The 24,168-nt window shown below is 62.1% G+C and carries 13 protein-coding genes; 8 read left to right on the top strand and 5 right to left on the bottom strand.

Annotated features, from left to right (window positions below; all coding sequences use genetic code 11):
- Positions 1-109 precede the first annotated feature (109 nt).
- The 5 genes from QP140_RS08505 to QP140_RS08525 all read left to right on the top strand — a co-directional run bounded on the left by QP140_RS08505 (position 110) and on the right by QP140_RS08525 (position 16,318).
- Positions 110-337, top strand: a complete 228-nt coding sequence (locus tag QP140_RS08505; RefSeq protein ID WP_187441023.1) for an MbtH family protein — start codon at positions 110-112, stop codon at positions 335-337.
- 93 nt (positions 338-430) lie between these two features.
- Positions 431-2,155: an ABC transporter ATP-binding protein gene (locus QP140_RS08510; RefSeq protein WP_005291902.1), complete on the top strand. Its 1,725-nt coding sequence runs from the start codon at positions 431-433 to the stop codon at positions 2,153-2,155.
- A gap of 207 nt (positions 2,156-2,362) precedes the next feature.
- Positions 2,363-3,874 carry an ABC transporter transmembrane domain-containing protein gene (locus tag QP140_RS08515; protein ID WP_284759166.1) on the top strand — a complete coding sequence of 504 codons (1,512 nt, stop codon included), beginning with the start codon at positions 2,363-2,365 and terminating at the stop codon, positions 3,872-3,874.
- Positions 3,875-3,942: 68 nt separating this feature from the next.
- Positions 3,943-5,361: a lysine N(6)-hydroxylase/L-ornithine N(5)-oxygenase family protein gene (locus tag QP140_RS08520; protein ID WP_284759167.1), complete on the top strand. Its 1,419-nt coding sequence runs from the start codon at positions 3,943-3,945 to the stop codon at positions 5,359-5,361.
- Positions 5,362-5,461: 100 nt separating this feature from the next.
- Positions 5,462-16,318 carry a non-ribosomal peptide synthetase gene (locus QP140_RS08525; protein ID WP_284759169.1) on the top strand — a complete coding sequence of 3,619 codons (10,857 nt, stop codon included), beginning with the start codon at positions 5,462-5,464 and terminating at the stop codon, positions 16,316-16,318.
- Positions 16,319-16,320: 2 nt separating this feature from the next.
- On the opposite strand, the gene QP140_RS08530 is transcribed toward QP140_RS08525, so the two are convergent.
- Complete coding sequence (locus QP140_RS08530) at positions 16,321-17,325, bottom strand: alpha/beta hydrolase (RefSeq protein ID WP_005325324.1); 1,005 nt, start codon at positions 17,323-17,325, stop codon at positions 16,321-16,323.
- Between the two features lie 59 nt (positions 17,326-17,384).
- Between QP140_RS08530 and QP140_RS08535 the strand changes: the two genes are divergently transcribed.
- Both QP140_RS08535 and QP140_RS08540 read left to right on the top strand, forming a co-directional pair.
- Positions 17,385-18,329, top strand: a complete 945-nt coding sequence (locus QP140_RS08535) for a methionyl-tRNA formyltransferase (protein ID WP_041628451.1) — start codon at positions 17,385-17,387, stop codon at positions 18,327-18,329.
- A gap of 65 nt (positions 18,330-18,394) precedes the next feature.
- Positions 18,395-19,411, top strand: a complete 1,017-nt coding sequence (locus tag QP140_RS08540; protein ID WP_005291893.1) for an iron-siderophore ABC transporter substrate-binding protein — start codon at positions 18,395-18,397, stop codon at positions 19,409-19,411.
- A gap of 97 nt (positions 19,412-19,508) precedes the next feature.
- Here QP140_RS08540 and QP140_RS08545 read toward each other — a convergent pair whose 3' ends face one another.
- Entirely contained in the window at positions 19,509-20,045 is a 537-nt protein-coding gene (locus QP140_RS08545) for a siderophore-interacting protein (protein ID WP_284759188.1), read from the bottom strand.
- A 46-nt stretch (positions 20,046-20,091) separates the two neighbouring features.
- Here QP140_RS08545 and QP140_RS08550 point away from each other — a divergent pair, with 46 nt between their 5' ends.
- On the top strand, positions 20,092-20,730 hold the full coding sequence (locus QP140_RS08550) for a DedA family protein (protein WP_005325329.1): 639 nt from the start codon (positions 20,092-20,094) through the stop codon (positions 20,728-20,730).
- A gap of 10 nt (positions 20,731-20,740) precedes the next feature.
- Here the strand turns inward: QP140_RS08550 and QP140_RS08555 are convergent, their stop codons facing one another.
- The 3 genes from QP140_RS08555 to QP140_RS08565 are packed head-to-tail and all read right to left on the bottom strand — an operon-like array spanning position 20,741 to position 23,786.
- Positions 20,741-21,523, bottom strand: coding sequence for an ABC transporter ATP-binding protein (locus tag QP140_RS08555; RefSeq protein ID WP_019176090.1), 783 nt, complete (start codon positions 21,521-21,523; stop codon positions 20,741-20,743).
- A 50-nt stretch (positions 21,524-21,573) separates the two neighbouring features.
- On the bottom strand, positions 21,574-22,668 hold the full coding sequence (locus tag QP140_RS08560) for a FecCD family ABC transporter permease (RefSeq protein ID WP_005325330.1): 1,095 nt from the start codon (positions 22,666-22,668) through the stop codon (positions 21,574-21,576).
- A complete protein-coding gene (locus tag QP140_RS08565; RefSeq protein ID WP_284759194.1) occupies positions 22,668-23,786 on the bottom strand; it encodes a FecCD family ABC transporter permease in 1,119 nt (372 codons plus the stop codon). The genes QP140_RS08560 and QP140_RS08565 overlap by 1 nt, the downstream gene beginning before the upstream one ends.
- Between the last annotated feature and the right edge of the window lie 382 nt (positions 23,787-24,168).

The raw sequence follows: 24,168 nt of genomic DNA on the forward strand, positions 1-24,168 counted from the left end.
AGCATATACTTTCCTGAAACCTACAGGTCAACCCCTGAAAATCGGCGATTCCGGACACACTTTTTGACCCTTAACCCTTATTTCCGCATCATGAGACAAGGAGCGCGTGTTGTCTAGCAACCCGTTTGATGACGAACAGGGCAGCTTCTTCGTCCTTATCAACGACGAGGGACAGTACTCGTTGTGGCCTACGTTCGCCGCCGTGCCAGACGGATGGACCGTGGCTCTGGGAGACCCTTCCCGTGGCGTAGACGGCGGGGTATCGCGGGACGAGGCGATGGAGTTCATCGACCGCGAGTGGACCACCTTGCAACCGGCAGGAAAGTCTCACGCTTAAGTGAGTGCCGTACTTCCCACTGCTTCGCCTGGTGAGTCCGCTGCGGAGATTGGCCGCCTGCTCCGTCGCACCGCAACTCCAGCAATTAGTGCGGTGCTGTTCACTTTCGCCGGTGCCTTGCTCTCTCTGGTGCCCATTTATCTGCTGGCCAGCGTCATCGATGCGGTAGCCGCCGGTGACGGCAAGTCTGGCGTGCTGAAGGTGATTGTGTGGGCTGCCGTGGCGTGTGTTGGTACTGCCGTTGTCGCTGGCCTTGCGGAGGCGCTGACGGGTGTGACGATTGCCCAGGTAGTTGCGAAGTTGCGTGAGCGCGCCGTCGCCGCGGTGCTGAATCTGCCTTCCACCACGGTGGAGTCCCTGGGCCGGGGAGAGGTGCTGGGCCGAGTTGGTGCGGATGTCGCCGCGCTGGTGAGCAGTGCCCGCAAGTCGGTTCCATCGACCCTCAGCGCGCTGGTGATGGTCGTGGTGGCCAGCGCTGGAATAGCGGGGTTGGATTGGCGCCTCGCGTTGGCGGGGCTGTGCGGGATTCCGTTCTATGCGCTGGGGTTGCGATGGTATCTTCCTCGTTCTGCCCCTTTGTATCGACGCCAACGCGAATTAGAAGCCGGTGTCATCGGTTCCTTGCAAGGTTCTATGGAGGGCATTCGTTCGGTTCGTTCGCATCGGCTGGTGGATAGCCGCCAAGGTCTCACCAGGCGCTACGCGCAGGCTTCGCGGGACGAATCAATCGCTGCGTTTCGTGTGTTTTCCGGGCTGGTGGCGCGGGAGAACTTCGCGGAGTTCATGGGGTTGTCAGCCCTGTCTGTCGTAGGCTGGTTGCTCTTCCGCGAAGATGCGGTGACGGTGGGCGAGATCTCGGCAGCGTTGATTCTGTTCCACCGTCAGTTCGTGCCGATCGGCACGATTCTGTTCACCTTTGATGAACTGCAGCGCAGCGGGGCGGCCTTGGGGCGCATCGTGGGACTCATTCGCTCCGCGGGTGCGGATACGCCACAGCCGATTGATGACTACTCCTCGCATCGGCAGAGTCCAGCTGTAGAGGTCAAGGGCCTGAATTATCGGTACGAGGATGGCCCAGAGATCTTGCATGACTTGGCGTTCCACATCCCTGCGGGGTGCACGGTATGCGTGGTCGGCGGATCGGGAGCTGGCAAGTCCACGGTTGCGGAAATTGTCTCTGGAACCCTCGAGATGGCAGAGCCGGGTGTGATCACCGTTGGGGGGTGCGACGTGGTGGGAATGAGTGCGCAAGAAAGAAGCTCGATCTTTTGCGTTGCCTCCCAGGAAAACTACGTCTTCGCGATGAGTTTGCGCGATAATCTCCTGCTGGCAGCCGAAGGTGCCAGCGACGCAGAAATATGGGATGCGCTGCGCCGAACCGGTGCGGAAGATTGGTGCACATCCTTGTCCCATGGCGACAAGCAGGGCTTAGACACAATGCTGGGCGAAGGGGGCCTGCACGTAGATGCGGTGGCGGCACAGCGTCTGGCGCTGGCCAGGGTGGCATTGTCTCGGGCTGGCGTCGTCATTCTTGACGAATCAACGGCCGAAGATGACGGTGACCTCGAGGAAACACAGCAATCACACGAGGCCTTTTCGATGTCCTTGGAGGACGCTGCCCGCGCGGCGATCCGCGGACGGACGGCGATGGTGATTGCGCACCGGCTCAGCCAAGCAACCTCCGCCGATAGCGTGGTGGTGATGGAGCGCGGGCGCGTGGTGGAAACAGGTACGCACGAGGAGCTGGCAGCAAGAAACGGAACATATGCCGATATGTGGACCGCCTGGAATGAGCAGGGGAGGCAGGCGCGTGTCTGACAACAAGGTGGTGACGCTGCGCGGGCTGGTCAGAAAAAATTCTCGCGCGATGGCTCTGAGTGGCTTGTTGCTGAGCATCTACCACGTGGCGAAGCCATGATTGCGGTGTTACTGGGATGGTTGGCGCACAGTCTTATCGCTAGCGAGAATGTGTGGCACCTGGTGGGTGGAATCGCAGCCTTAGGCGCTACGCTGGCGACGGTGTCTGTGAGCTGGCAGACAGGGTTCCGGATACTGCAGGCTACGTCGGCTCGGAACGTATGTGAATTGCGGGCAGGCATCACCTCGCAGGTGGTGAGCCATGGTGGGCATTCCGACGATGCGGACAGTCTGCCTCGCCAGGAATTGCCCACGGTGGTGGGTGAAGACGTGGTGCAGGCGGTAGACATCATCGAAGTGGTCCCGGTGGGGATCAGTGCGCTGGTGGGAGCCATTTTCTGCACGATTGTTCTGGCGCTGATTGATCTGCCACTGGGAGTGGTGGTGTTGGTGCTCAGCGCGGTGGTGTTGATAGTCCTGCACCGGCTGTCTCAGATCATTGAACGCCGCGCGGAGCGGCAACAAACTCTGCTCGCGCGAGTGACCGCGCGCATGACCGACATTCTGCAGGGGCTGCCGGTGATCTCGGGAGTGGCTGGCGCGCATCCGGCCTACCGTGGATATGCGCGTAAATCTGAAGAGGCGTGTGCGGATGCTCGGAAGCTCGCGTGGGTCAGCGGAGGTTATGAAGCCGTGGCGATGGGCAGCAATGTGCTGTTGCTGAGTGCGGTGGGCCTGTACGCGGGCTATCGAACCATTTCCGGCGATGTGACGTTGGGGGAGTTGGTCACCGTGGTGGCGCTGTCACAATTTATCGCGGAGCCGATGCGGCAGTGCAGCAGAATGCCGCGCTTCATTGGATTGGCGAGGGCTTCCGTTCGGAGGCTGCAGCGCGTGGCGGAAGCTCAGCGGCTGCGTGAGGGGCAGGGCGTGCCATCTGCTCAGATTGGCACGCCTGCCATTTCCATGCGCGGTGGAGACGGTGAGGCCGAAGGAGACGGCGAGGTCGAGGGATCAGAGCAGGCTTCCGTGGCGTTCGCAGAGGGGCGACTGACGGTGGTGCACTGTTCAGCCGCATGGGCAGATGCTCTGGTGGATGCGTTGGTCGCGGGGGAGTCGATGGAGCTTGGCTCCCTGACTAGGCCACAAACTCAACAACTGTGGATCCGGGGGCGCGATATTTGCGAGATCTCGGTAGACGATGTGCGTTCCGCTGTGCTTGCCGAGCCTCGGAAGCCGGCATTGTTTGGGGACACAGTGGGGCAGGCGGTGCTGCGGAGCTCTGGAGAGGGCAGGGCGGAGGATGCAGTAGACATTCTTAACGCCTTAGGGCTCGATGAACTGGCGCCGGGGGCGGCTCATTCAGCCGGGGTATTGGATCACGAGCTGACCGAAGGTGCGCGCAATCTTTCCGGTGGTCAGCGGCAGCGGCTGGGATTGGCACGAGCGCTACTGGCTGAGCCGGAGATGTTGGTGATGGTTGATCCGGTCTCGTCAGTGGATTCAATGACGGGCATGAAAGTGGCGCGTGCGGTGAGAGATATTCGCCGCGGGCGTACCACGGTGGTCCTGTGTGTGGGGAGGGCCTTCCAGTCGGTAGCCGAGGACGTAGTTGATGTGAAGCCTCTAGCTGGGAGTTTGCGGACGCGGGGTGAGCAATTCCCGCTAGGGGGTTGTTGAGCAATAGAAGATAGGTTTGCATTGCCTACCCTAAGAAGTTGGTTGGCGCATCCTACAGAGAGGCCATAGTGACCATCATCGATCGTCAAGCTCAGACATCCGCAGAGCGCAGTACCCACGAAAATTCCGTCCGCGACATCGTCGGGATCGGCATCGGGCCCGGAAACCTCGGGCTCGCGGTAGCTATCGAAGAGCAAGCTCCAGAACTCGATGCACTCTTTGTGGAAGCCCGCCCGGAATTCAACTGGCACCCAGGCATGCTCCTCGAAGGATCCAACATGCAGATCAGCTTCCTTAAAGACCTGGTTACGGTGCGCAATCCGCAGAGCCGCTTCAGCTTCATCAACTACTTGCATCACAGCGACCGCTTGATTGATTTCATTAACCGCCAAACCTTCACCCCGGAACGCGTGGAATTCGCCGATTACCTCCGATGGATCGCGGATCACATCACCGTGGACACGCAGTACAACACCACCGTGACGTCCATCGAGACGCTTCCGGAACCGGCCGCAGACGGAGCTCGTTTTGTGGTGCACGTCCGCAGGAAGTTAGGAAGCGGTGAGTCCGAAGGGCAGCGAGCTCAGCAGTCGGAGTCCATTCGCTGCCGCAACGTGGTGGTTGCCCGCGGTCTGGAAGCCAAGATGCCTGCGTGGGCAGAGGACAGCTCCTTGGACACCTCGCGCATCTTCCACAACATCGATTTGCTCCCGCGCACCAAGAAGCTGCTGAACAGTGGGTGGGATATCCGCCGAGCTTTGGTGATCGGCGCGGGCCAGTCCGCAGCCGAGGCCATCCGGTACTTCCACGATTGCCCGCATATCGATACCGTCACGGGCAGCTTGAACAGCTACGGCTTCATCCCCGCCGATGACAGCCCCTTCGCCAATCGGGTGTTCGACCCGGAGGCCGTTGATGACTTCTTCCATGCGCCCGATGCGATCCGCAACGAGCTGTTGATCCGCCACCGGTACACCAATTACGCCTGCGTGGAATCTGAGCTCCTCGATGAGCTCCACGATCGTCAGTATCGGGAAAGCGTCACCGGGCGTCAGCGGCTCGATATTCGCCGGACCACGGAGGTGCTCGGTGCGCGTAATTGTTCCGACGGCAGCGTCGACGTGGACATTCGCCACCGAGTAACCGGAGACGTGGTGACAGAAAACTTTGACGTGGTGGTGTGCGTCACGGGCTTCCGATCTCGCGGTCTTGCGGGGATTCACGCTGATAGTCACGGCAGTGAAGAATTCACCGTCACTAGGGATTACGGCGCCGTGCTCAATGGCGAGCGCGTGCCAGGACTCTTCGTGCAGGGAGCAACTGAGGCCACGCATGGACTCGGTTCCACGTTGCTCTCCAACATCGCGACCCGCTCCGGGGAACTGGTGGAGGCCATCACGGGACAGCAACGCACGCATCGTGCGCCGGCGGATGAAGATCTCCGCTCCGAGCAACATCGGGATTCTTCGCACCTGATCGCAGGCTGATTTTCCCGAGCCGTGCTCCGCGCGAGGTTGGCTGACACCTAGCCCGACGTCCGCCATCCGCGTCTGATTCCCTGTTTCCCCATCAACCGAAAGGCTCTTTGTGCCCACCCGATCGTCTGCTCACACTCCGTTTTCCTCTGGCGATACGCTTGCTTCTCGAGATGGCGGCGCCGTCATCGGTCATGGCCGCAGTGAACAGGATCGGATCGCCCAGCAGCGCATATGGAATGACACGGATCAGGATCGCGATCGCCCGGACCTGATTAGCCTGCTCCTGCAGCATGCGCAGGAGACCCCGGATGCGCTCGCAGTGGTGGATGACCGGCACAGACTGACCTATGCGCAGCTCGTCGCCCATGCAACTGCTGTAGCGCGAAATTTGCGGGAACACGGTATTGACGCTGGTCAGAATGTGGGAATCTCCCTGCCGCGCAGCGCGGAGATGGTGGTGGGTATCGTCGCCACGTTGCTCGCCGGTGGCAGTTTTGTCCCGCTAGACCCCTCGTGGCCGCAGGCGCGCCGGGAATCCGTCACCCACGATGCCAGCCTGAGCTTCGTACTCACGCCGGACAACTGCGCGCTCACCGAAGACGCGCTATTCGACCTCGATGCCACCCGCGAGCTGTTCACCCCGCCGTCCACGGACAGCGTTGCGTACGTCATCTTTACCTCTGGCAGCACCGGCCGCCCAAAGGGCGCAATGATCCGCCACGGTGCGATCGTGGAGCGCTTGCTCTGGCAGCGCGATCAGATCCTGTTCTTCGGCCGCGATGATACCTCCCTGTTCAAGGCACCGCTGGCCTTTGATATCTCCATCAATGAGATCTTCCTGCCGCTGGTTTGCGGGGGCCGCGTGGTGGTGGCCGCGCCGGGCGTGGAGCAAGACCCCCAACGCTTGGCCCGCCTCATCCATCGCGAGGGCGTGACGTTTGCGTATCTGGTTTCGAGTGTTCTCGACGTCATGCTCAAACAGGCCGAAGGCACGAATCTATTAGACAGCTTGCGGCATGTCTGGTGTGGCGGAGAGATGCTCACCCAGGCGCTGTTCCGTCGCTTTCGCCAGCAGCTGGCCATCCCGCTGTACCACGGGTACGGGCCAGCGGAAGCTACCATCGGTGTCTCCCACGTCATCTACCGTGACGACGAGGATCGCCTCAACACGAGCATCGGTGTGGCCAATCCCAACTGTCGGCTCTATGTGCTCGATGAGCACCTGCGGGTGGTTCCAGACCAAGAAATTGGTGAACTCTATGTGGCCGGATTCCTGCTGGCCAAGGGGTATATCAATGCCCCAGGACTCACGGCCAGCCGCTTTGTTGCGGATGTGTTTGCGTCGGACGGAACCCGGATGTACCGCACGGGAGACCTGGTGCGCCGGCACAACGACGGCTCGCTGGAATTCGTGGGGCGGGCCGATAATCAGGTGAAAATCCGTGGCATGCGTCTGGAGTTAGAGGACGTGGAATCTGCGCTGGTGGGACACCCAGATGTGGAGGCGGCGAGCGTGATTGCTCGGGAGGGGCGACTGCTGGGCTACGTGACGGTGACTGCGGGCCTCGTGGGTGCTGCGATCCGTAGTTGGTGTGCCGAGGTACTGCCCGAATACATGGTGCCCGCGATTATCACCGTCATGGATGAGTTGCCGCGGACGGCCAACGGAAAAGTGGATCGGAAGGCACTGCCGGAACCTGATTGGAGCTCGCTCACTGATGCCCCGGCCGATGCTGAACGTGACGGGGAAACCGTTGCTCTGCTCGCGGAGGCAATGGCTGAAGCATTGGGGGTTAGCGCGGTGGGTGCGGAGACGGACTTCTTCGATATCGGTGGCGATAGCCTGCGGGCCATCACCCTGGTCTCGGCTCTGGGACGGCGCGGGGTGGAGGTGAGTGTGGGAGATATTTTCTCTGCGCGCACTCCACAGCAACTGGCTCGGTGCGCCGAAGAGCGCGGAACCTTCGTGCAGGATCCAGACGATGAACCAACCGGTGAGGTGCAGTCGCTGCCGATTCTGCGCTGGTTCGATTCCATTACTGATCACGTGGACGGCTTCATTCAGTCCGTGGAGTTTTCAGTTCCAGAAGATGTGGATGCGCAGCTGGCCGGGCGAATGGTGGCTGACGTGCTGCAGGCGCACCCTGCACTGCGGGCCCGTGTGCAGCGGAATCCCTTGCGGCTGGAACTCCCGGAGGGTCCTGGCGAAGAAGCGGTGGCGATCCACCCCACCACGGACATCGCTGCGCTTTCTGAACTGCTGGATCCGGCAGTCGGAGTGGTGGTAGCGGCTGGGCTGGTGCCCGGAAGATTGCGCCTGGTGGTGCATCACCTGGTGGTCGATGGCGTGTCATGGAACATTATCGGCGAGGACCTCGCCGCGGCGTATCGCGGGGAACAGCTCGCGCCGGAGCGGACGTCCCTGCGCCGATGGACGCAGCTGCTGCAACAGGCCGTTGATACTGGCGAATTCGCGGAGGATGCCAATAGTTCCCTGCCCCCATTGCCGAGTGCGGATGAACCTCTGCGGGACCCGCAGGTGCCAGCGCTTGCTGATAGTCCCGAGAAAGCGCCCACAGTCCGTGAGGAGCGCAGCGTGGTACATGAGGCATCAGTGCAGATCACGGACGAATTACTGGGTGCGGTGCCCCACGCTTTCCGCACGGGGGCGAATTCCGTATTGCTTACGGCATTGAGCGTGGCGTTGGCGCGTTGGCGTCGAAACAAACAAACATGGACCCTGGTGGAGATGGAGGGGCACGGCCGCGAAACCCGATTCGTACCCGGGCCACAGGGCAGGGAAGCGGACCTCTCACGCACCGTGGGCTGGTTCACCTGCCTATATCCCATGCTGATCGACCCCACCCGGGCGGCAGTGCAGGAGGCTTCCGCGGCGACCGAGGGCCACATCGCGCCGCTAGCGCTGGCACTCAATGCAGTGAAAGACCAGCTCGCGGCCATCCCCGGCAACGGCGTTCCTTACCAGGCCCACACCTGGTTGCATCAGTCCGCGAAGACCCCTCCGCAGGCACAGGTGCTGTTCAACTACTTGGGGCGCGTATCCGCAGGAGCACAAGATTTCGCTCCCGCGGGTTCCACCGGCCAACTCGGCGAGCAACGCGACCCGGACCAGCCGTTGGTCCGCGAGCTGGAGTTCAACGCGATCGCCGAAGACACCGGCGAGGGATACGTCCTGCGCACCACGATCTCCTGGGCGCGCGGCAGGATCTCCCCCGAACGGATCGACGAATTGGTCGCGCACTGGGATGTGGCATTGCGCGAGGTGGCAGCGCTTGCCGATCACGGCGTGTTGTCCGTGGGCGACGTTGCCCCCGCAACCGTGAACTCTGCGGACCTGGCACGAATCACTGCACAGAGCTCCGCGGAGCTGCAGGACGTGCTGCCGCTGACCCCGCTGCAGCACGGCATGTACTTCCACTCGCTATTCGAGGAATCGGCCAGTTCGTATGTGGAGCAACAGGTCTTGCGGGTGGAATGCAGCGAACCGTTTGACCGGGAGCGATTCGCTCGCGCTGCGCGTAATTTGATCCGACGCCACCCCGCACTGAGCACCCGCCCTTGGGAAACTGACGGTGGCGATGTGGTTGCCGTGATTGATCCGGGGATTGCCGAGCATCTGCGGGTGGACTTTCGGGAGGTGACGGTGCCTGCTGAGTTGGCTGAGGCTGGATTGGAGGGTTGGCTCGCGCAGCGTGCGGAGGAGATTGCCGCTGACGACATCTCGCGGGGAATCTCCTTGCAGCCGCCCGGTGATGCCGCGCCCGAGCCTCTCATGCGATGGACCGTTGTGCTCCCGACCAGTGTCGATGGTGCGGTGTGTGGCCAGGACATCGCCGTGATCCAGACGGTGCATCACCTGATCGCCGACGGATGGTCCGTGCCCATCATGCTGCGGGATCTCCTGGAGATCTACCGGGATGACGATGCCCGGATCCCGCGCTACGACCCGGACGCCGGAATGGCCGGCAGCGTGCGATGGGTGGCGCGCAGAGACGCGGAAGCCGATATGTCCGTCTGGCGCGAGGAAATGCGCGAGGTACGCCCCACGGTGCTGTGCCCTAATCCTTCGAGTTCGCTCGAGCGCCGGGAGTTGCTGGTAGACGATCCGCGGACTGTTGGCTTGTCTGAGCGTGCTCGGGCAGCGGGTGTGGGCCTGCCGGATGTGGTGCACGCGGCGTGGGGGCTGGTCCTTCGCACCTTGGTGGGCTGCGAACCTGGGGCTGACGTGGTGTTTGCCACTTCCGTTTCCGGCCGCGACATTCCCGTTCCTGGCGTGGCCGATGCCGTGGGCATGCAGCTCAACACCATCCCGGTGGTCGCGCCGGGGCAATCTGATCCCACCCTGCCGGTGACCAGCATGCTGCACGCCATGGTCCATCACAACAATCAGGTCCGCGATGTGCAGCACGTCAGCCTGGCTGATATTGCCCGAGACCTGGGAACCAACGCCAGCGAACTGCTGGATACGTTGATGGTGGTGGAGGTGCCGCTATCTCCACAGGACGTGGGCTGCCCCGGCTCGCCACTACAGGTTGCTGACGTGCGCAACAATGGCGCGCCGCACTTTCCCCTGTCCGTCGTGGTCAACCCTTCCGCTGAGCACCCACTGCGCCTGATCTACGATCCGCAGCGAATCACCGAGGTACGTGCCGAAAGGATCGCGCAGATGCTCGCGGTGAGTGTGGATTCTTTGCTGTCTGAATCCGGTGCGGTGGCGACCGTGGGTGAGGTTGCAGAGGCGTTGGGTGCGGTATCTGGTGTGGACACGCTTCCTTCTTTGTGGCGACGCAGCTTCGAACATTTCCGCGACCGGCCCGCCCTGACCAGCATCGGAGAAGACGGTGCTGCGGAGCATTGGACCTACGAAGAACTAGACGACGCCGCTCAGCGTATACGCGCTGTGCTGGACCGGAAGGTCGCCATCCACACCCCGAGAGTAGCCCTGCTCATGGAGCGCGATGCGTGGCAGGTTGCGGCCATTCTGGCGACCACGATGTCCGCCGGCACCTACGTTCCCGTGGATCCGTTGTCCCCGCAAGCGCGGGTGGAATTGATCCTGGAGGATTGCCAGCCCGATGCCGTGCTGGTGTCTCCCAGCGCGGAAAAAATGGTCTCTGAGCTGGTAGATTGTCCCGTCCTCGTGGTCAGTGAACAGACGATGAGCGGGGAAGCGAAGCCGCCTGCGGGCCGGTCGGCAAGCGTGGCCCGTGCCAATGACATCGCCTACGTGATCTACACCTCCGGCTCCACAGGGCGGCCGAAGGGCGTGGCCGTCACACACGCCAACGTGACCGCGATGCTGGGCAATGCTCGCAGCCACGTGGAGTTTTCGCAGGAGGACGTGTGGTCGATCAGCCACAGCTTCGCCTTTGACTTTTCGGTGTGGGAGATGTGGGCAGCGCTGAGCTCCGGCGGGCGTGCCGTGGTGATGCCGTATGCGCTGATGCGCTCGCCCGAGGATGCCGCAGAGGTGTTGCGTGCCGAAGCCATCACGGTGCTGAGCCAGACCCCAACCGCCTTTGCCGCGTTGGAGCCGCACCTCGGGCAGGACTCTGCGGTGCGCACGGTGATCTTCGGCGGCGAGGCCTTGGAGGCCCGCGCAGAGGCTGCCTACTGCAGTGCTCATCCGAATGTTCGGTTTATCAACATGTATGGCATCACGGAGACGACAGTGCACGTCACAGCACACGAATGCTCCGAGAATGCAGGGGAGGCCCGCAGCCCGATCGGCCGCCCGATGGACGGGTTGCGTACCTATGTTCTGGACGCGCAATTACAGCCGGTGCAGCCTGGAGAGACCGGCATGATGTACGTTGCCGGGCCGCAGGTCACCGCGGGTTATTGGGGGCTTGCTTCTACCACGGCCTCCCGCTTCGTGGCCGATCCTTTCGTTGGCGGCGGCGCGCGGATGTACTGCAGCAAAGACATGGCAAAGGTGCTGAACAACGGTCATCTGGATTACGTGGGCCGCGCCGATAGGCAGGTGCAGCTGCGCGGTTATCGCGTGGAGCTGGGGGAGATCGAGAGCGCGCTGGAGAAGGTCAGCGGTGTGCGGGAGGCCACCGTGGTGGTCGTCGATCTGCCCGAAGGCCAGGTGCCGGGTGCGTTGTTGATTACGGATTCTCGTGCCGACGCAAAGGCGATCACCTCCCGAGCTGCCGCAGCGGCCCGAGACGCGCTCCCTGCCTACATGGTTCCGCAGCTATTCGCGGTGAGTACGCAGGTGCCGCAGACCATCAATGGCAAGCGGGATGAGCGCGCGATCCTGGACCTTCTGGGTGTGATTCCTGCTGCTCAGGAGGCTTCGGGCACCTCGGATCTGGTGGAGGCGATCTCGCAGGCAATTGCTGATGCACTTCGCTTGGACCGCGCCGAGGTGGAGCCGGACTCGGACTTCTTCCGCTTAGGTGGAGACAGTATTCTTGCCATCCGCGTTACTCACGCGCTGGCGCGCGCTGATCTCAACGTGACTCCGCGGGACTTCTTCTTGGGCCGCACGCCACGCAAGATTGCCGAGCGGGTCACGCCGCAGGCCACCCAGCAGAAAATCCAGGAAACAAGGCAGAGCCAGGAAGAAGCCCTGCCCAAGGACGGGCACCAGGAGATCTCGGGGGCTTTCCCCATCCCGGCGATGCTGCGCAGGCAGATGGAAAGAGGCATGAGCGACCGCTTTGTGCAGGCGCGCCGCTTGGATCTGGGGCCAGTCGCTGTGGAGGACTTGGAACAGGCCCTGCAGCAGGTAGCGCAGGCACATCCGATGCTTCGTACGCGCGTGGACACCAGTTCTGCGTTCGCGCACTTTGTTGGTGCCGAGGGAGACGGCCCTATGGTTGTGCGGGCTTTGGACGTGGATGCATTGATCGATCACATCGATATTGCTGCTGGTCGTAGCGTGGTGCTCGGGTGTGTGGATGGGTACGTCAAGGCCGTTGCTCATCACGCGGTGATCGATAGCGCCAGTTGGATGATTCTGGAAGACGATCTGCGCGATGCGCTCGCAGGGCGCAGGATTCTCTCCGGGCAGGCGAGCTACAAGGATCTTTGCCTGCAAGAACTGCACGATGCTCACACCGCAGCAGCTCAGGATGCCCTGCACTGGAGTGAACTGGCTACGCTGCCACGGCCCGTCGAGGACTCGAACCAGTGGAGTACGGATCATGTGAGCACGCTCGAAGTGAACATTGACGGACAGACCGCGCAGGTCCTGCAGAGCGTTGCACCCGACGTGATGGGTGTGGACGTTCAGGACCTCGTGGCAGGACTGGTGACCGTCGCGGTGGCTCGAACAATGGGCACGGACGCGCGGAGCTGGGCCGTGGACGTAGAAGGCCACGGACGTCCGGCTGATCATTCCTATGGTCGAACCCTCGGATGGTTTACCACCATCGCGCCGGTGGAAATCCCGTTGGCTGATCCAGCGGATGCAGCACGTGCCGCAGCGGAAATGCGCGCGCTCCACGAGGACGGCACAGCCCCGGACCGCCGCACTTATCAGGCACTGCGATACACACACCCGCAAGGGCAGCGAACCCTGGCCCATGGGGCACAGATCCTGGTCAACTACCTCGGACGGGGAGAGACTGGCGCTGTCCTCCACGCGCCGGGCGATGCCGCCTGCCAGTGGACGGATTACCTGGTGGAGGCCGATGTGTGGTCTAGCGAGCGGGCCGTAAGCATGGAGCTGTCCGTGGTGAATGCGGTGATTTCCGCCGAGCGTTTGCGCAGCGCCATCGGCGAGGTTGCTCGCGAGTTGCAGGAGCACGTCAGCCGCGAGCAATCCTCAGGACGCCGCGCTCCGCTGAGCGTGCTGCAGCGCGGAATCTGGTTCCAGTCACAGGTGGCAGCACCGGGTGCCTACGTTGCACAGACTGCGTTGACGTTTGACCGGAGACTGGATGCCGAGGCCGTGGTGGAAGCCTTCCGGGACACAGTGACCGTGCATCCAGCCATGGGCGCGGAGTTCCACACCGATGCTTCCGGCCAACCCGTGCAGAACTTGCCGTGGAGTGGACAGGGCATTGACCTCCCCGTCGAGACCACCGAAGGGGATCTCGAGGCGATCATGCACGCTGATCGCAGCGCGGGCATCGATCTCGCATCCGTGCCGCTGGCGAAGGCAACCATCGTCACCGGCCGAAGTGACGGACAGCCTGGCGACACGCTGCTTCTTACCTACCACCTGGTTCTGGTCGATGGTTGGTCGCGTGCAGTGATGCTGCAAACCTTCCTCGAGAGGCTGACGTTGAGGTCCGGCCAGGCCCGCACGCAGGGTGCGGGAGAGTTGGTTCCTCGCGGTTGTTCTATTGCTGACGCCCTGCTCGAGTCCGTTGACACTCGCAAAGAGCAGGCAGATAGCGACTATTGGGTACATCGCCTAGAGACGTTGTCTCAGTCCACGCTCGTTGCCCCGCAGGCCGCGGATATCTCTTCAGAGCACGCTGGTAGCGAGTTGCCTCGCCAGGTGTTTGCCGAGGTCAGCGAGCAGCTGACCGGCGCACTGCAGGAAAAGATCCGGGCGCAGGCCGTGACGTTGACCTCCGTGGTCAACGCAGCCGTGGCCGTGGCCTTGGGTGCTGTCACAGGGGATTCGGATGTGGTGTTTGGTCAGTCTGTCAGTGGCCGCGATGCCTTGAGCGACCCCGCCATGTCTGATGTGGTGGGAGTGCTGCTCAACACAGTGCCAGTGCGAGTGACAGCTCGGCCCGGCCAGAGCATAGAAGAACTGGTCCAGGATGTTTATCGCCAGCGCATCGAGGATATGGACCACGATTCCGCGGACCTCGGCGCCATCCAGCGGCAGCTGGGGGTAGGCACGCTGTTCGATTCCATGGTGGTGGTGCAGAACTTCCTCGATCCGCAGGCAGCAGCGGAACTTCGGGAACGCCACGGGGTTGTGGAGGAGCGCGCGGAAGATTCCACGCACTTCCCTCTGACCTGGGTATTCACTCCGGGGCCGAAGCTGGGCATCAAGCTGGAATTCCGCCACGACGTGGTGGACGAGTCCCTCGCACATTCCGTGCTCAAGGCCGCGACCGAAGTCCTGACCGCGTTTGTGGACACACCAGAGGTCCCGCTCGCTCAGCTGGCCCAGTTGGCGCCAGCCCGAGCGGAGGATTCTTCCCCGCAAAGCACGACGGAGCAGATGGCTTCCTGGCAGAAGGCCGAAGGCATTGACCGCACCATTGCGGATGAGCTCAAGGACACCGCCCAGCGCTTCCCAGATCGCATCGCGCTAGCGGATGACGCACAGCAGTGGACGTTCGGTGAGCTGATTGCTCGCTGTTCCGACATTGCGGAAAAGATCAAGAATTGCGGCGTGACCAGCGGCGATACTGTCGCCATTGCGGTGGAGCGCTCCGCGCATTCGGTGGTGGCTCTGCTGGGAGCCCTGTGGGCAGGGGTGCGCTACGCGCCGCTTGATCTGACGCACCCCGATGGGCGGCTCCGGGTCCTCGTGGAGGACAGCCAGCCCGCAGCCGCGCTGGTGGACTCGAGTTCTCGGGAGCGCATGGAGCGGATCGGTGCGCTTCCTTGCGTCGACGTCACCACTGCCGATTCCCACGCCACCACCCACACGCCTGCGGCGGTGCCCGGGGACGATGCCTACCTGATGTACACCTCCGGATCGACCGGCAAGCCCAAGGGCGTGGTGATCAAGCATCGCGGGCTGCACAACATGCTGGACAATCACCGGCGCAAGATCTTCGCCCCAGCTGCTGCCGATGGGCGGACGTTGCGGATCGCGCATGCCATCAGCTTCGCCTTCGATATGTCGTGGGAAGAGCTGTTTTGGCTGGTGGAAGGCCACGAGGTGCGGATCTTCTCCGAGGATTTGCGACGCGATGCTGCGGCCATGGTTGAGGCCATTCGTGCGCATCAGGTGGATGTCATCAACGTCACCCCGACCGTTGCCGAGCAGCTGCTCGCGGAGGGGATGCTGGAATCCGGCGCGCATCGCCCGCGGCTGGTGCTCTTGGGCGGCGAGGCTGTCTCGCACGGCGTGTGGGAGACCTTGCGAAAGGCCGATGACGTGCGCGGATACAACCTCTATGGACCCACCGAGTACACCATCAACGCCCTGGGTGCTGGCACGGATGAGAGCGCCACGCCCGTGATCGGAATGCCGGTGGATCGCACGGCGGCGTTCGTTTTGGACCCGTGGTTGCGCCCCGTTCCTACAGGAGCGCCGGGTGAGCTCTACCTCGCGGGCAGCGGCTTAGCGCAGGAATATCATGGGCTCGCGGCGCGCACCGCCAGCTCCATGGTCGCCTGCCCGTGGGGCGCCCCGGGTGAGCGGATGTATCGCACGGGAGACATCGTCCGCGTGCGTGCGGATGGCATGTTCGAGTACCTCGGACGCAGCGACGATCAGGTGAAAATTCGTGGTCACCGCGTGGATCCCGGCGACGTCTCGGCCGCCGTGTCCCGCGGCGTTGATCCCCGCATCCTCCACTGCGTGACCGTTCCTGTTCGTATATCCGACGCCACACTCCTGGCCTGTCACCTCGTGGCCCCACAACTGCGCGATGCGGACCAGGGGGAGCGGCAGAGTTTCCTGACTGGCGTGCGTAATGCATTGCGCGAGGAACTGCCCAGCTACATGATCCCGGATCGATGGTCGATCGTGGATGAGTTGCCGGTGACGTCGAATGGAAAGACCGACCTTGCTGCACTGGGTGAGGGAGAAAGGATCACGGAGAAGGGCCGCGAACCGGCGAACGAAACCGAGGAGATCACGGCGGAGCTGTTTGCCGAATCGCTAGATATTGAGCCCGAGGACGTGCCGGTGGATGCTGATTACTTTGACATGGGTGGGCACTCCATGGCGGTCATCAAGCTCTGCGCACTGCTGCGTGGAGAGCTGGGAGTGGAGGTTGGCGTGCGCGAATTCTACGGTCTGCGGACAGTCGAGCGCGTGGCGGAGTTTGTGGAGGCGCGCTCGTAGATTCAGCCCAGCAATTCGGCGAGTGCCGGGATGATCCCGTGGCGCCACATCGCAGGGTCGTGGCCACCGGGCGTGCGGTGATTGGTGGTGGGAAAGCCGCGGCGTGTCAGGGCATCGGCCACTGCATCCACGTGTCGTTGCATGGGCGGCTCTTCTGCACCGCACGTCAGTACGATGCGTGCCAGACCGGAGCCACTGTGAGCCGCAGGATTTTCGAGTGAGGGGCCAGTGAGCTGTGCGGCAATGTCGCCTCCTGCGGGCCCGTCCGAGAGCGTGTCCGCGAGCTCTGCAGAACGGTCAGCGGACCACCAGACGGCAGGGGACTGGGCGATGGCTCCTTTGATTGCAGGCGTGGTTTCGGTGGAAGCCGTTAGAGCTGCGCGCAGGGCGGAGAGACCGCCGAAGCTTTGCCCCACCAGGACTATGTGGCTGCTGTTGATGATCGGCGGAAGCTCGGTGGCCAGTGCGCTGGCGAATGTTTGGGAGGTGTACTCCTCGCTGCGGTCTTTGGCTGCCGGCAGGAAGACGCGGTTGATCTGGGGGATAAGCCCTGCCGTGACTGCCCGGTCCAGTGCGCCCGTGAGGTCATGCAGATGGATCCAGTCATCGCCATCCAAAAACACCACGGTGGTATCCGCACCGCGGTCATCGAGGCGCGCGGTGCAGCGCCTGCCGAATACCTTCCGGTCGATGGACAGGCGTGCGCCGGGCAAGTCCGCGATGACTTCTGGGGAGCGAGGCGGCCAGAGTGTCTGGTCCACAGAATCGCCGCTCAATAGGCTCGCCTGTGGGCCTGCGCCGTGTGCGTTATGTGGATCGGGATATTTCAGCTCGCCGGATTGAAAGCTATAGGTCACTGCTGAGTGCGCCGGGATGCGCACATCGACGGTGGACATCGATTCGGTGAGCTCGACGTTCGAGCGGTAGGGGTCCGGGAAAACGAGGGCTTCCGCATCCGCGGGCACCGAGATTCGGTGAAGGGTGGTCACGTCCGGGGAGTCTGGCATGAAAATTGCGCCACTTTCATCATTGACTACATAGGTAAACCTAAGCTAACATCCCCTGCATGCGAGTTGCTGTTTTCGGCTATCAGTCGTGGGGACACCGGACGTTGTCTGCGGTCATCAATGCTGGTCATGAAGTAGTTTTGGTAGTTACGCACCCTGCCAGCGATCACCCTTATGAGCAAATGTGGGCAGACTCCGTTGAGGAGCTCGCCAGCGAACATGAGCTCCAGGTGTGTGTCACTGAGCGCGTGGGTCAAGACGTCATTGAGGCGTTGCGCGATGCTGCACCAGACATCATCGTGGCCAACAATTGGCGAACCTGGCTTCCTCCCGAGGTTTTCAGCCTGGCCAAGCACGGCGCATTGAATGTCCACGATGGTCTCCTGCCCGAGTACGCCGGATTTTCGCCCATCCTGTGGGCGCTGTTGAACCGGGAAACTCACGTGGGCGTCACTGTGCACGAGATGGATGAAGTGCTGGACGGCGGACCCATCGTTGCCCAGCGCGCGATCCCCGTGGGTCCGCAGGACACCACCACGGATCTCGTGGCCAAGACCATCGACCTCATCGAGCCCCTCGTGGAACGCGCATTGAGTGACGTCGCCCAAGGCACCGCCACTGCGCAACCTCAAGATCCCACCCGCGCTACGTACTTCCACAAGCGCGGCGAGCAGGAATCTCGCATAGATTTCACCCAACCTGCGGAAGATATCGCCTTGCTGGTCAGGGCGCAGTCCGACCCGTACCCCAATGCTTACTTTGAATTCCGAGGCCAGCGCGTCCGCGTGCTTTCCGCGCACGTCTCGCTGGGCCGCTTCGGCGGAACCCCCGGCCGAGTCACCATCCCTCACGAGGGGGGAATCGCGGTGGTCTGTGGATCGCCCCGTGCCAACGTGCCGGCGCCGGCGATTGTTCTGGATCGTGTTCGTCTCGACGACAACTCGGAACTGACCGCCACCGAATTCTTTGGACATAGGGCTGGATATATCCAACCAAAGGTTTGACCTTTCCCTTTTGTGTACGGGCCACACCTCGCGCGGAAATCCGTCACCAGTAACAACGGAGAAAAATGACACTCAAGAAGATTCTCGTTAGCACCGCTGCTGTGCTGACCTTGGGCGCGGCACTGACCGCTTGCTCGACTGATGACCAGTCCGGAAATTCCGGGGACTCCCAGGCAGTCAACGCCGAGCAGGGCGCATTCCCCACCACCATCGAGCACCGCTACGGCTCCACCGAAATCAAGGAAGCCCCGCAGCGCGTGGTCTCCTTGGGCTACACGGATCAGGACGCACTGCTGGCGCTGGGAGTTACTCCTGTCTCCGTGAAGTACTGGGACGGAATGACCCCGGATGGTCAGGCTGCGGGCAACTGGTCCAATGACAAGATCGAGGGCGACACTCCTCGGATCGACAAGGACACAGAAGTCAACGCGGAAGCCATCGCCAAGGACAATCCAGACCTCATCGTGGCCGTGTACTCGGACATCGATGAAGACACGTACAAGAAGCTGTCTGAGATCGCCCCTGTCGTCGTACAAAAGGGCGAATACGAAGAACTACAGCAACCATGGGACGTGACCACGGAAGAGATCGGGCAGGCCGTGGGCAAGCCTGAAGAGGCAAAGCGCCAGGTGGAGCAGGTCAAGGAGAAGTTCGCAGAGCTCAAGGGCCGCCACCCAGAATGGGCCGAAAAGGAACTCGGCGTGGCCACTGTCTCCGACGAGAGCCTGGCTGTCTTTGCCGAGGGCGATCCGCGTAGCCGCTTCTTCACCGAGCTGGGATTCAAGATCAACCCGGCCTACGCGGGCATCACCAAGGACAAGTTCTACGGTGAGGTCTCCAAGGAAAACGCAGACCAGATCAACTCTGACGTGCTGGTGTGGGATCAACTGTCTTACTCTCCGAAGCAGAGCAAGGCTTCTGTGACCGAGGATCCGATCGTGGGCAAGCTGCCCGCCGTGAAGGACGGACACAGTGTCTACCTGGAAGGCGACCTGGAAAAGGCCTTCGGATGGCAGACCGTGCTGAGCCTGAACTACCTGCTGGACAAGATCGAGCAGCCGTTGGCAGACGCCACGAAGTAGTCTGAATCAACCGCCGAACCGCCCCGCATGAACGTGCTGGGGCGGTTTTGCTGTTGCTGGCTAGGGGACGGGCACTCACGGGGATAACGGATGCACGCTAGGGGCGAGCCTTGCCGACGAACCAATAAGGGCACCACAGGATGTTGTCCTTGTTGAGCTGCCAAGTCTTGATGGCGTGGGAGCGCACCACCTTGCAGAAATCCCCCTCCCCGGCGACCCACACATAGTCCACGTCTGGGTTGGGCTTGTGCTGTCGATTGCGCGAGGACTCAACGTCAATGTTGGCGAGATGCTCGGCGATGGCCTGCGCATAACCGTCAGAAGGTGCGGAGATCCGGGTGAGGCTGCTTAGACGGTTGCGCCAATCTTCCAGGTGGGGCTCTGAATCGGAATCGGTACTGGTGACCGCGATGACGTGCGTGGAAGCGAGCTGTTCGGGATAGAGCGTGGCGAGGTACTCTAGGATCGCGCGCATGGAAGGCAGGGAGGTGGGATCTGCCACCAGTAGTTGTGTGCGGTGCTCGCGATGCCACAGGCCTTGGCAAGTCCACAAGCCAGCAGGGTCGCCCGGCTGTGCGGACAAACACCACGAGAGCCCTGGGCCGGAGGTGGAGTGGACATCTTCCGCAGACACCCCGTGCGGTAAGAATAGACCAGTTGTTTTCTACAAGGGATTCCCTGTGCACTTAAGCGACCTCATGGACGCCACCACCCTGCTCCAGAACTTTGGCGGCTGGGCGCTCGGCGGCATTGCGCTGATTATCTTTATTGAATCCGGCGTGCTCTTCCCGTTCCTCCCCGGCGATTCCATGCTGGTCACCGCGGCAATCTTGCGCGATCAGCTGGGCTTGAACGTTCCGATTCTGGTGGGCGTGGCCATCGTCGCGGCGTTCTTGGGCGACCAGGTAGGTTTCTGGCTCGGCCACCGCTTTGGCCGCAAGTTGTTTAAGCCCGACGCCAAGATCCTCATAACCGAGCACCTCGAACAAGCCGAGGCTTTCTTCCTGAAGTACGGGCCGTTGGCTCTGGTACTGGGGCGCTTCATCCCGATCGTGCGTACCTACATTCCCGTGGCCGCTGGTACCGCGGAGATGCCGTACAAGAAGTTCGTGGGATGGAACGTCACGGGTGCAGTGCTGTGGATTGTCAGCATGGTCGGCATTGGCGTGCTGCTGGGGGATATCCCGGGCATTGCGGATCGCATCGACATGATCGCCATCGTCATCGTGCTGGTGTCTGTGACTCCGGTGGTGATTTCCGCGATGATCAACTGGCGGAAGTCCAAGAAGACTCCCGCCCAGGAGCTGATGGAGGACTAAGCCCTGATCGTCACTTGGGGACGATCAGCGGACCGCCGGTGACAGGATCCTCGATGACTAGCGCGTTGAGGGCAAACGCCTCGAGCAGTAGCTCTGGGGTAATGACCTCGCTGGGACGCCCGGTGGCGAGGACCTGTCCATCCTTCATCACCACGAGATTATCGCTGTAGCGTACAGCCAAGTTGAGATCGTGCAGCACCATCACCACAGTCCGATCCAGCTCTCGGCGTAGACGCTGCACCAGCTCCAAAATCTCTACCGACGTGGCCAGATCCAGGTAGGTGGTGGGCTCGTCCAGGAACAGGATGTCCGTGTTCTGCGCAAGAACCATGGAGATCCACACACGCTGCCGCTGCCCTCCGGACAGAGAATCCAGGGTGCGCTCCGCCAGCCCCATCGAGCCAGTCATTTCCAGCGCCTTGTGCACCTCGGCTTCGTCCGTGGACGACCACTGACGGATCCACGATTGGTGTGGGTGCCGACCGCGCGAGACGAGATCAGCCACGTTGAGTCCCTCCGGGGCGGTAGGGGTTTGTGGCAGCACGCTGATGGTCCGTGCGAGGTCCTTGCGCCTGATGGATGAGATATCGGCGCCGTCTAACAGCACTTCGCCCTCATTCGCCGGAAGGAGACGAGACATGGCTCGCAACAACGTGGATTTGCCGCAGCCATTGGGGCCGATGATTGTGGTGATCTGCCCGCGAGGAAAGTCCACGTCCAAGCCTTCGATGACCGTCCGGTCGCCGTAGCCCACGGCGAGGCCGCGTGCGCTCATGCTGTGCTTCTGAGTCATGTGTCCTTCTTTGTTCGCGGCACTGCTAACTTCCAGGGTGGGATCTTTTCTCATGCCGTGGTTGACCTATTCCGTTGGACCAGCAAATAAATAAGGAACGCACCGCCGATTGCCGAGGTGAGAATGCCCACCGGCAGCTCTACGGGCAGAAGAGTTTGGGTGCTGATATCTGCCAGCAGGAGTAGCGCAGCGCCGGTCAGCGCAGAGGCCAGAAGCGGTGGTGCAGAGCAGTTGCACAAGCGCAGCGCCACCTGTGGGGCCACGAAGGCGACGAACCCGATGGGGCCAGCGGCCGAGACCGCCACTGCTGCCAAAGCCACGGCAGCGGCGAGCAGAAGCACCTGCACACCCTGGACGTTTTGTCCCAAAGCCCGTGCAGTATCCGAGCCCAGCAAGGTGGCTAAAAGTTGGTGACCAATCCAGGCCAGCAGCGGTGTAAACACCAACACAACAATGGCGATGGGCCACATCTTGGACCAGTCCGCAGTGCTCAGGGAGCCAGTAAGCCAGAACTGCGCGGCCGCGGCATCGCGCAACTCCGTGCGGATCATCAGGAAGTTGATATACGAGGTCAACAGAGCAGAGATGATGATGCCGAACAGCACTAGCCGGAAGGAATCAGTCGATCTCCTCCACGCCAGAGCCCACATCACCGTTGCGGTGACAGCCGCACCAAGCACCGCGGCCAAGGGAATGCCGATGCTGCTGAGCCAGCCGAGGAAACCACCAGCGCCACCACCCAGAGTGATGACGGTGACCGCGGCCGCGGACGCGCCCGTAGTGAAGCCCAAGATATCCGGGCTGGCCAGCGCATTGCGAGTCACGGACTGAGTGAGGGCTCCGGATAATCCCAGCGCACAGCCCACCAGAATGGCCGTCAGCGCACGAGGCATGCGCCAATCCAAAACCACCAGACGCTCAATGCGGGTGCCCTGGCCGGTGAACAGCACCTCCAGCACACGAGCCGGGGACACAGGATAGTCACCCAGGCCGATGGAGACCGCCGCTAGCAAGACGATCGCCACGAGCAGCAATAGAGACACCGTCAACGCGCGAGGGCGCCAGACCACAGAAAATGAGCCCACGCGGAATGGCGGGCGCCCAGGGATAGTGGAAGAGGTAGGGCGGGCAAGGAGGGAACTCATTAAATGGCCACCACCCGGCGTCGATAAATAAGGGCGATGAAGAACGGCGCGCCCACGAACGCGAGGATGATGCCTACTTGCAACTCGCCCGGACGAGCGATCAGACGGCCCACCACGTCTGCGAACAGCATCATCACCGCACCCGTCAGGGCAGAGTAAGGGAGGATCCAGCGGTAATCAGGGCCCGTGATGGCGCGCACGAGGTGCGGGACCACCAGGCCGATGAAGGTGATGGGGCCGGCGGCAGCTGTCGCGGCACCGGCCAGCAGTGCGATCAGAGCCATGCCAATCAGGCGGGCGCGCTGGGTGTTGATGCCCAGTCCGGAGGCGATGTCATCGCCCAGATTCAGGAGGTTTAGCTGCGGTGCCGTGATGAACGCCAGCAGGAGGCCCACCAGGATAAACGGCAGCACGCCGTAGAACACGGTGAGATCCCGGCCCGCGATGGAGCCGACGGTCCAGAAGCGCATGCGATCCAGATTGGCATCGTCAGTGAGGATAAAACCGCTGATGATGGCGCTGAGGACCGCGGACAAAGCCGCGCCGCCGAGGACCAGCGTCATTGGATTGGCCTGTCCTCCTCCTATGGACGCCAAACTAAACACCAACGCAGTAGCAGCGATGGCCCCACCGAACGCCCACATGCTGGTAGCCCACACGGACGTCACACCCAGCAAGGAGAAGCTGGCAACCACGGCCAGGGACGCACCGTAGTTGATGCCGAGAATGCCCGTGTCCGCGAGAGGGTTGCGCGTGTGCCCTTGGATCAATGCACCGGGGGCGCCAAGGGCAGCACCGGCGACTAGGCCCAACAGGGTGCGGGGAATGCGGAGCTCGACGATCACGCGCTGATCCACATTCAGCCCCTCCGCGTGGCCGAACGCCGTGCCGAGATCGCGGAACACGGCGGACACTTCTCCAAAAGGGATCTGCCGTGATCCAAACACGATGCTGGCAACGATGCTGGCGAGCAATAGGAGGAAAAGGACGCCGAGGCCGACGAGGCGACGCGGGATTTTACCTGATGGAGCGCTGGCAGAAGCGTCCGCAGTAGCGTCCGCGCGAGACCTCAGGTGTGATTGAGAAGGGGATTGCGCATGCGGGGTAGAGATAGCCATGCATCCCTCCTTGACGCGTGAAAGTACATGATCTTAACGGGAGCAAGCTTATGTGAACAAGGTAAGCCTAATCAAAGTACTACAAGGAGGGATTGTGGAGCTGTGCAGGTGAGTGTGTGAGCCAGCAGGTGCGGCTAGTGAGGTCGGTCGGCCCTGAATGGCGCCGACCCTACACCTCAGCTCTATGCTTCTGAGCAGGGATTTGGACATGTTTTAGCTGGTTGCTAGGCTAGTCAGGTCGAGGGTGTCAGGAAGTTTGTGTGTGAGGCTCTGATCGAGAAGGAGTGTCACCGATAATGACTACGGTGTCACCGAAGAAAGGCCATGACCCGGCGAGGGTCAACGAGATCAGCGAGAAGCTGATGGAAAATCCTGAGCTGGC

Source organism: Corynebacterium sp. UMB9976 (genome assembly GCF_030212265.1).
Lineage (GTDB): Bacteria > Actinomycetota > Actinomycetes > Mycobacteriales > Mycobacteriaceae > Corynebacterium.

Excerpts from the sequence above, each read along its gene's own strand:
- QP140_RS08560 (WP_005325330.1), bottom strand. The coding sequence starts at position 22,668 with ATGAGTTCCCTCCTTGCCCGCCCTACCTCTTCCACTATCCCTGGGCGC.
- QP140_RS08535 (WP_041628451.1), top strand. The coding sequence starts at position 17,385 with ATGCGAGTTGCTGTTTTCGGCTATCAGTCGTGGGGACACCGGACGTTG.
- QP140_RS08565 (WP_284759194.1), bottom strand. The coding sequence starts at position 23,786 with ATGGCTATCTCTACCCCGCATGCGCAATCCCCTTCTCAATCACACCTG.
- QP140_RS08555 (WP_019176090.1), bottom strand. The coding sequence starts at position 21,523 with ATGACTCAGAAGCACAGCATGAGCGCACGCGGCCTCGCCGTGGGCTAC.
- QP140_RS08530 (WP_005325324.1), bottom strand. The coding sequence starts at position 17,325 with ATGCCAGACTCCCCGGACGTGACCACCCTTCACCGAATCTCGGTGCCC.
- QP140_RS08540 (WP_005291893.1), top strand. The coding sequence starts at position 18,395 with ATGACACTCAAGAAGATTCTCGTTAGCACCGCTGCTGTGCTGACCTTG.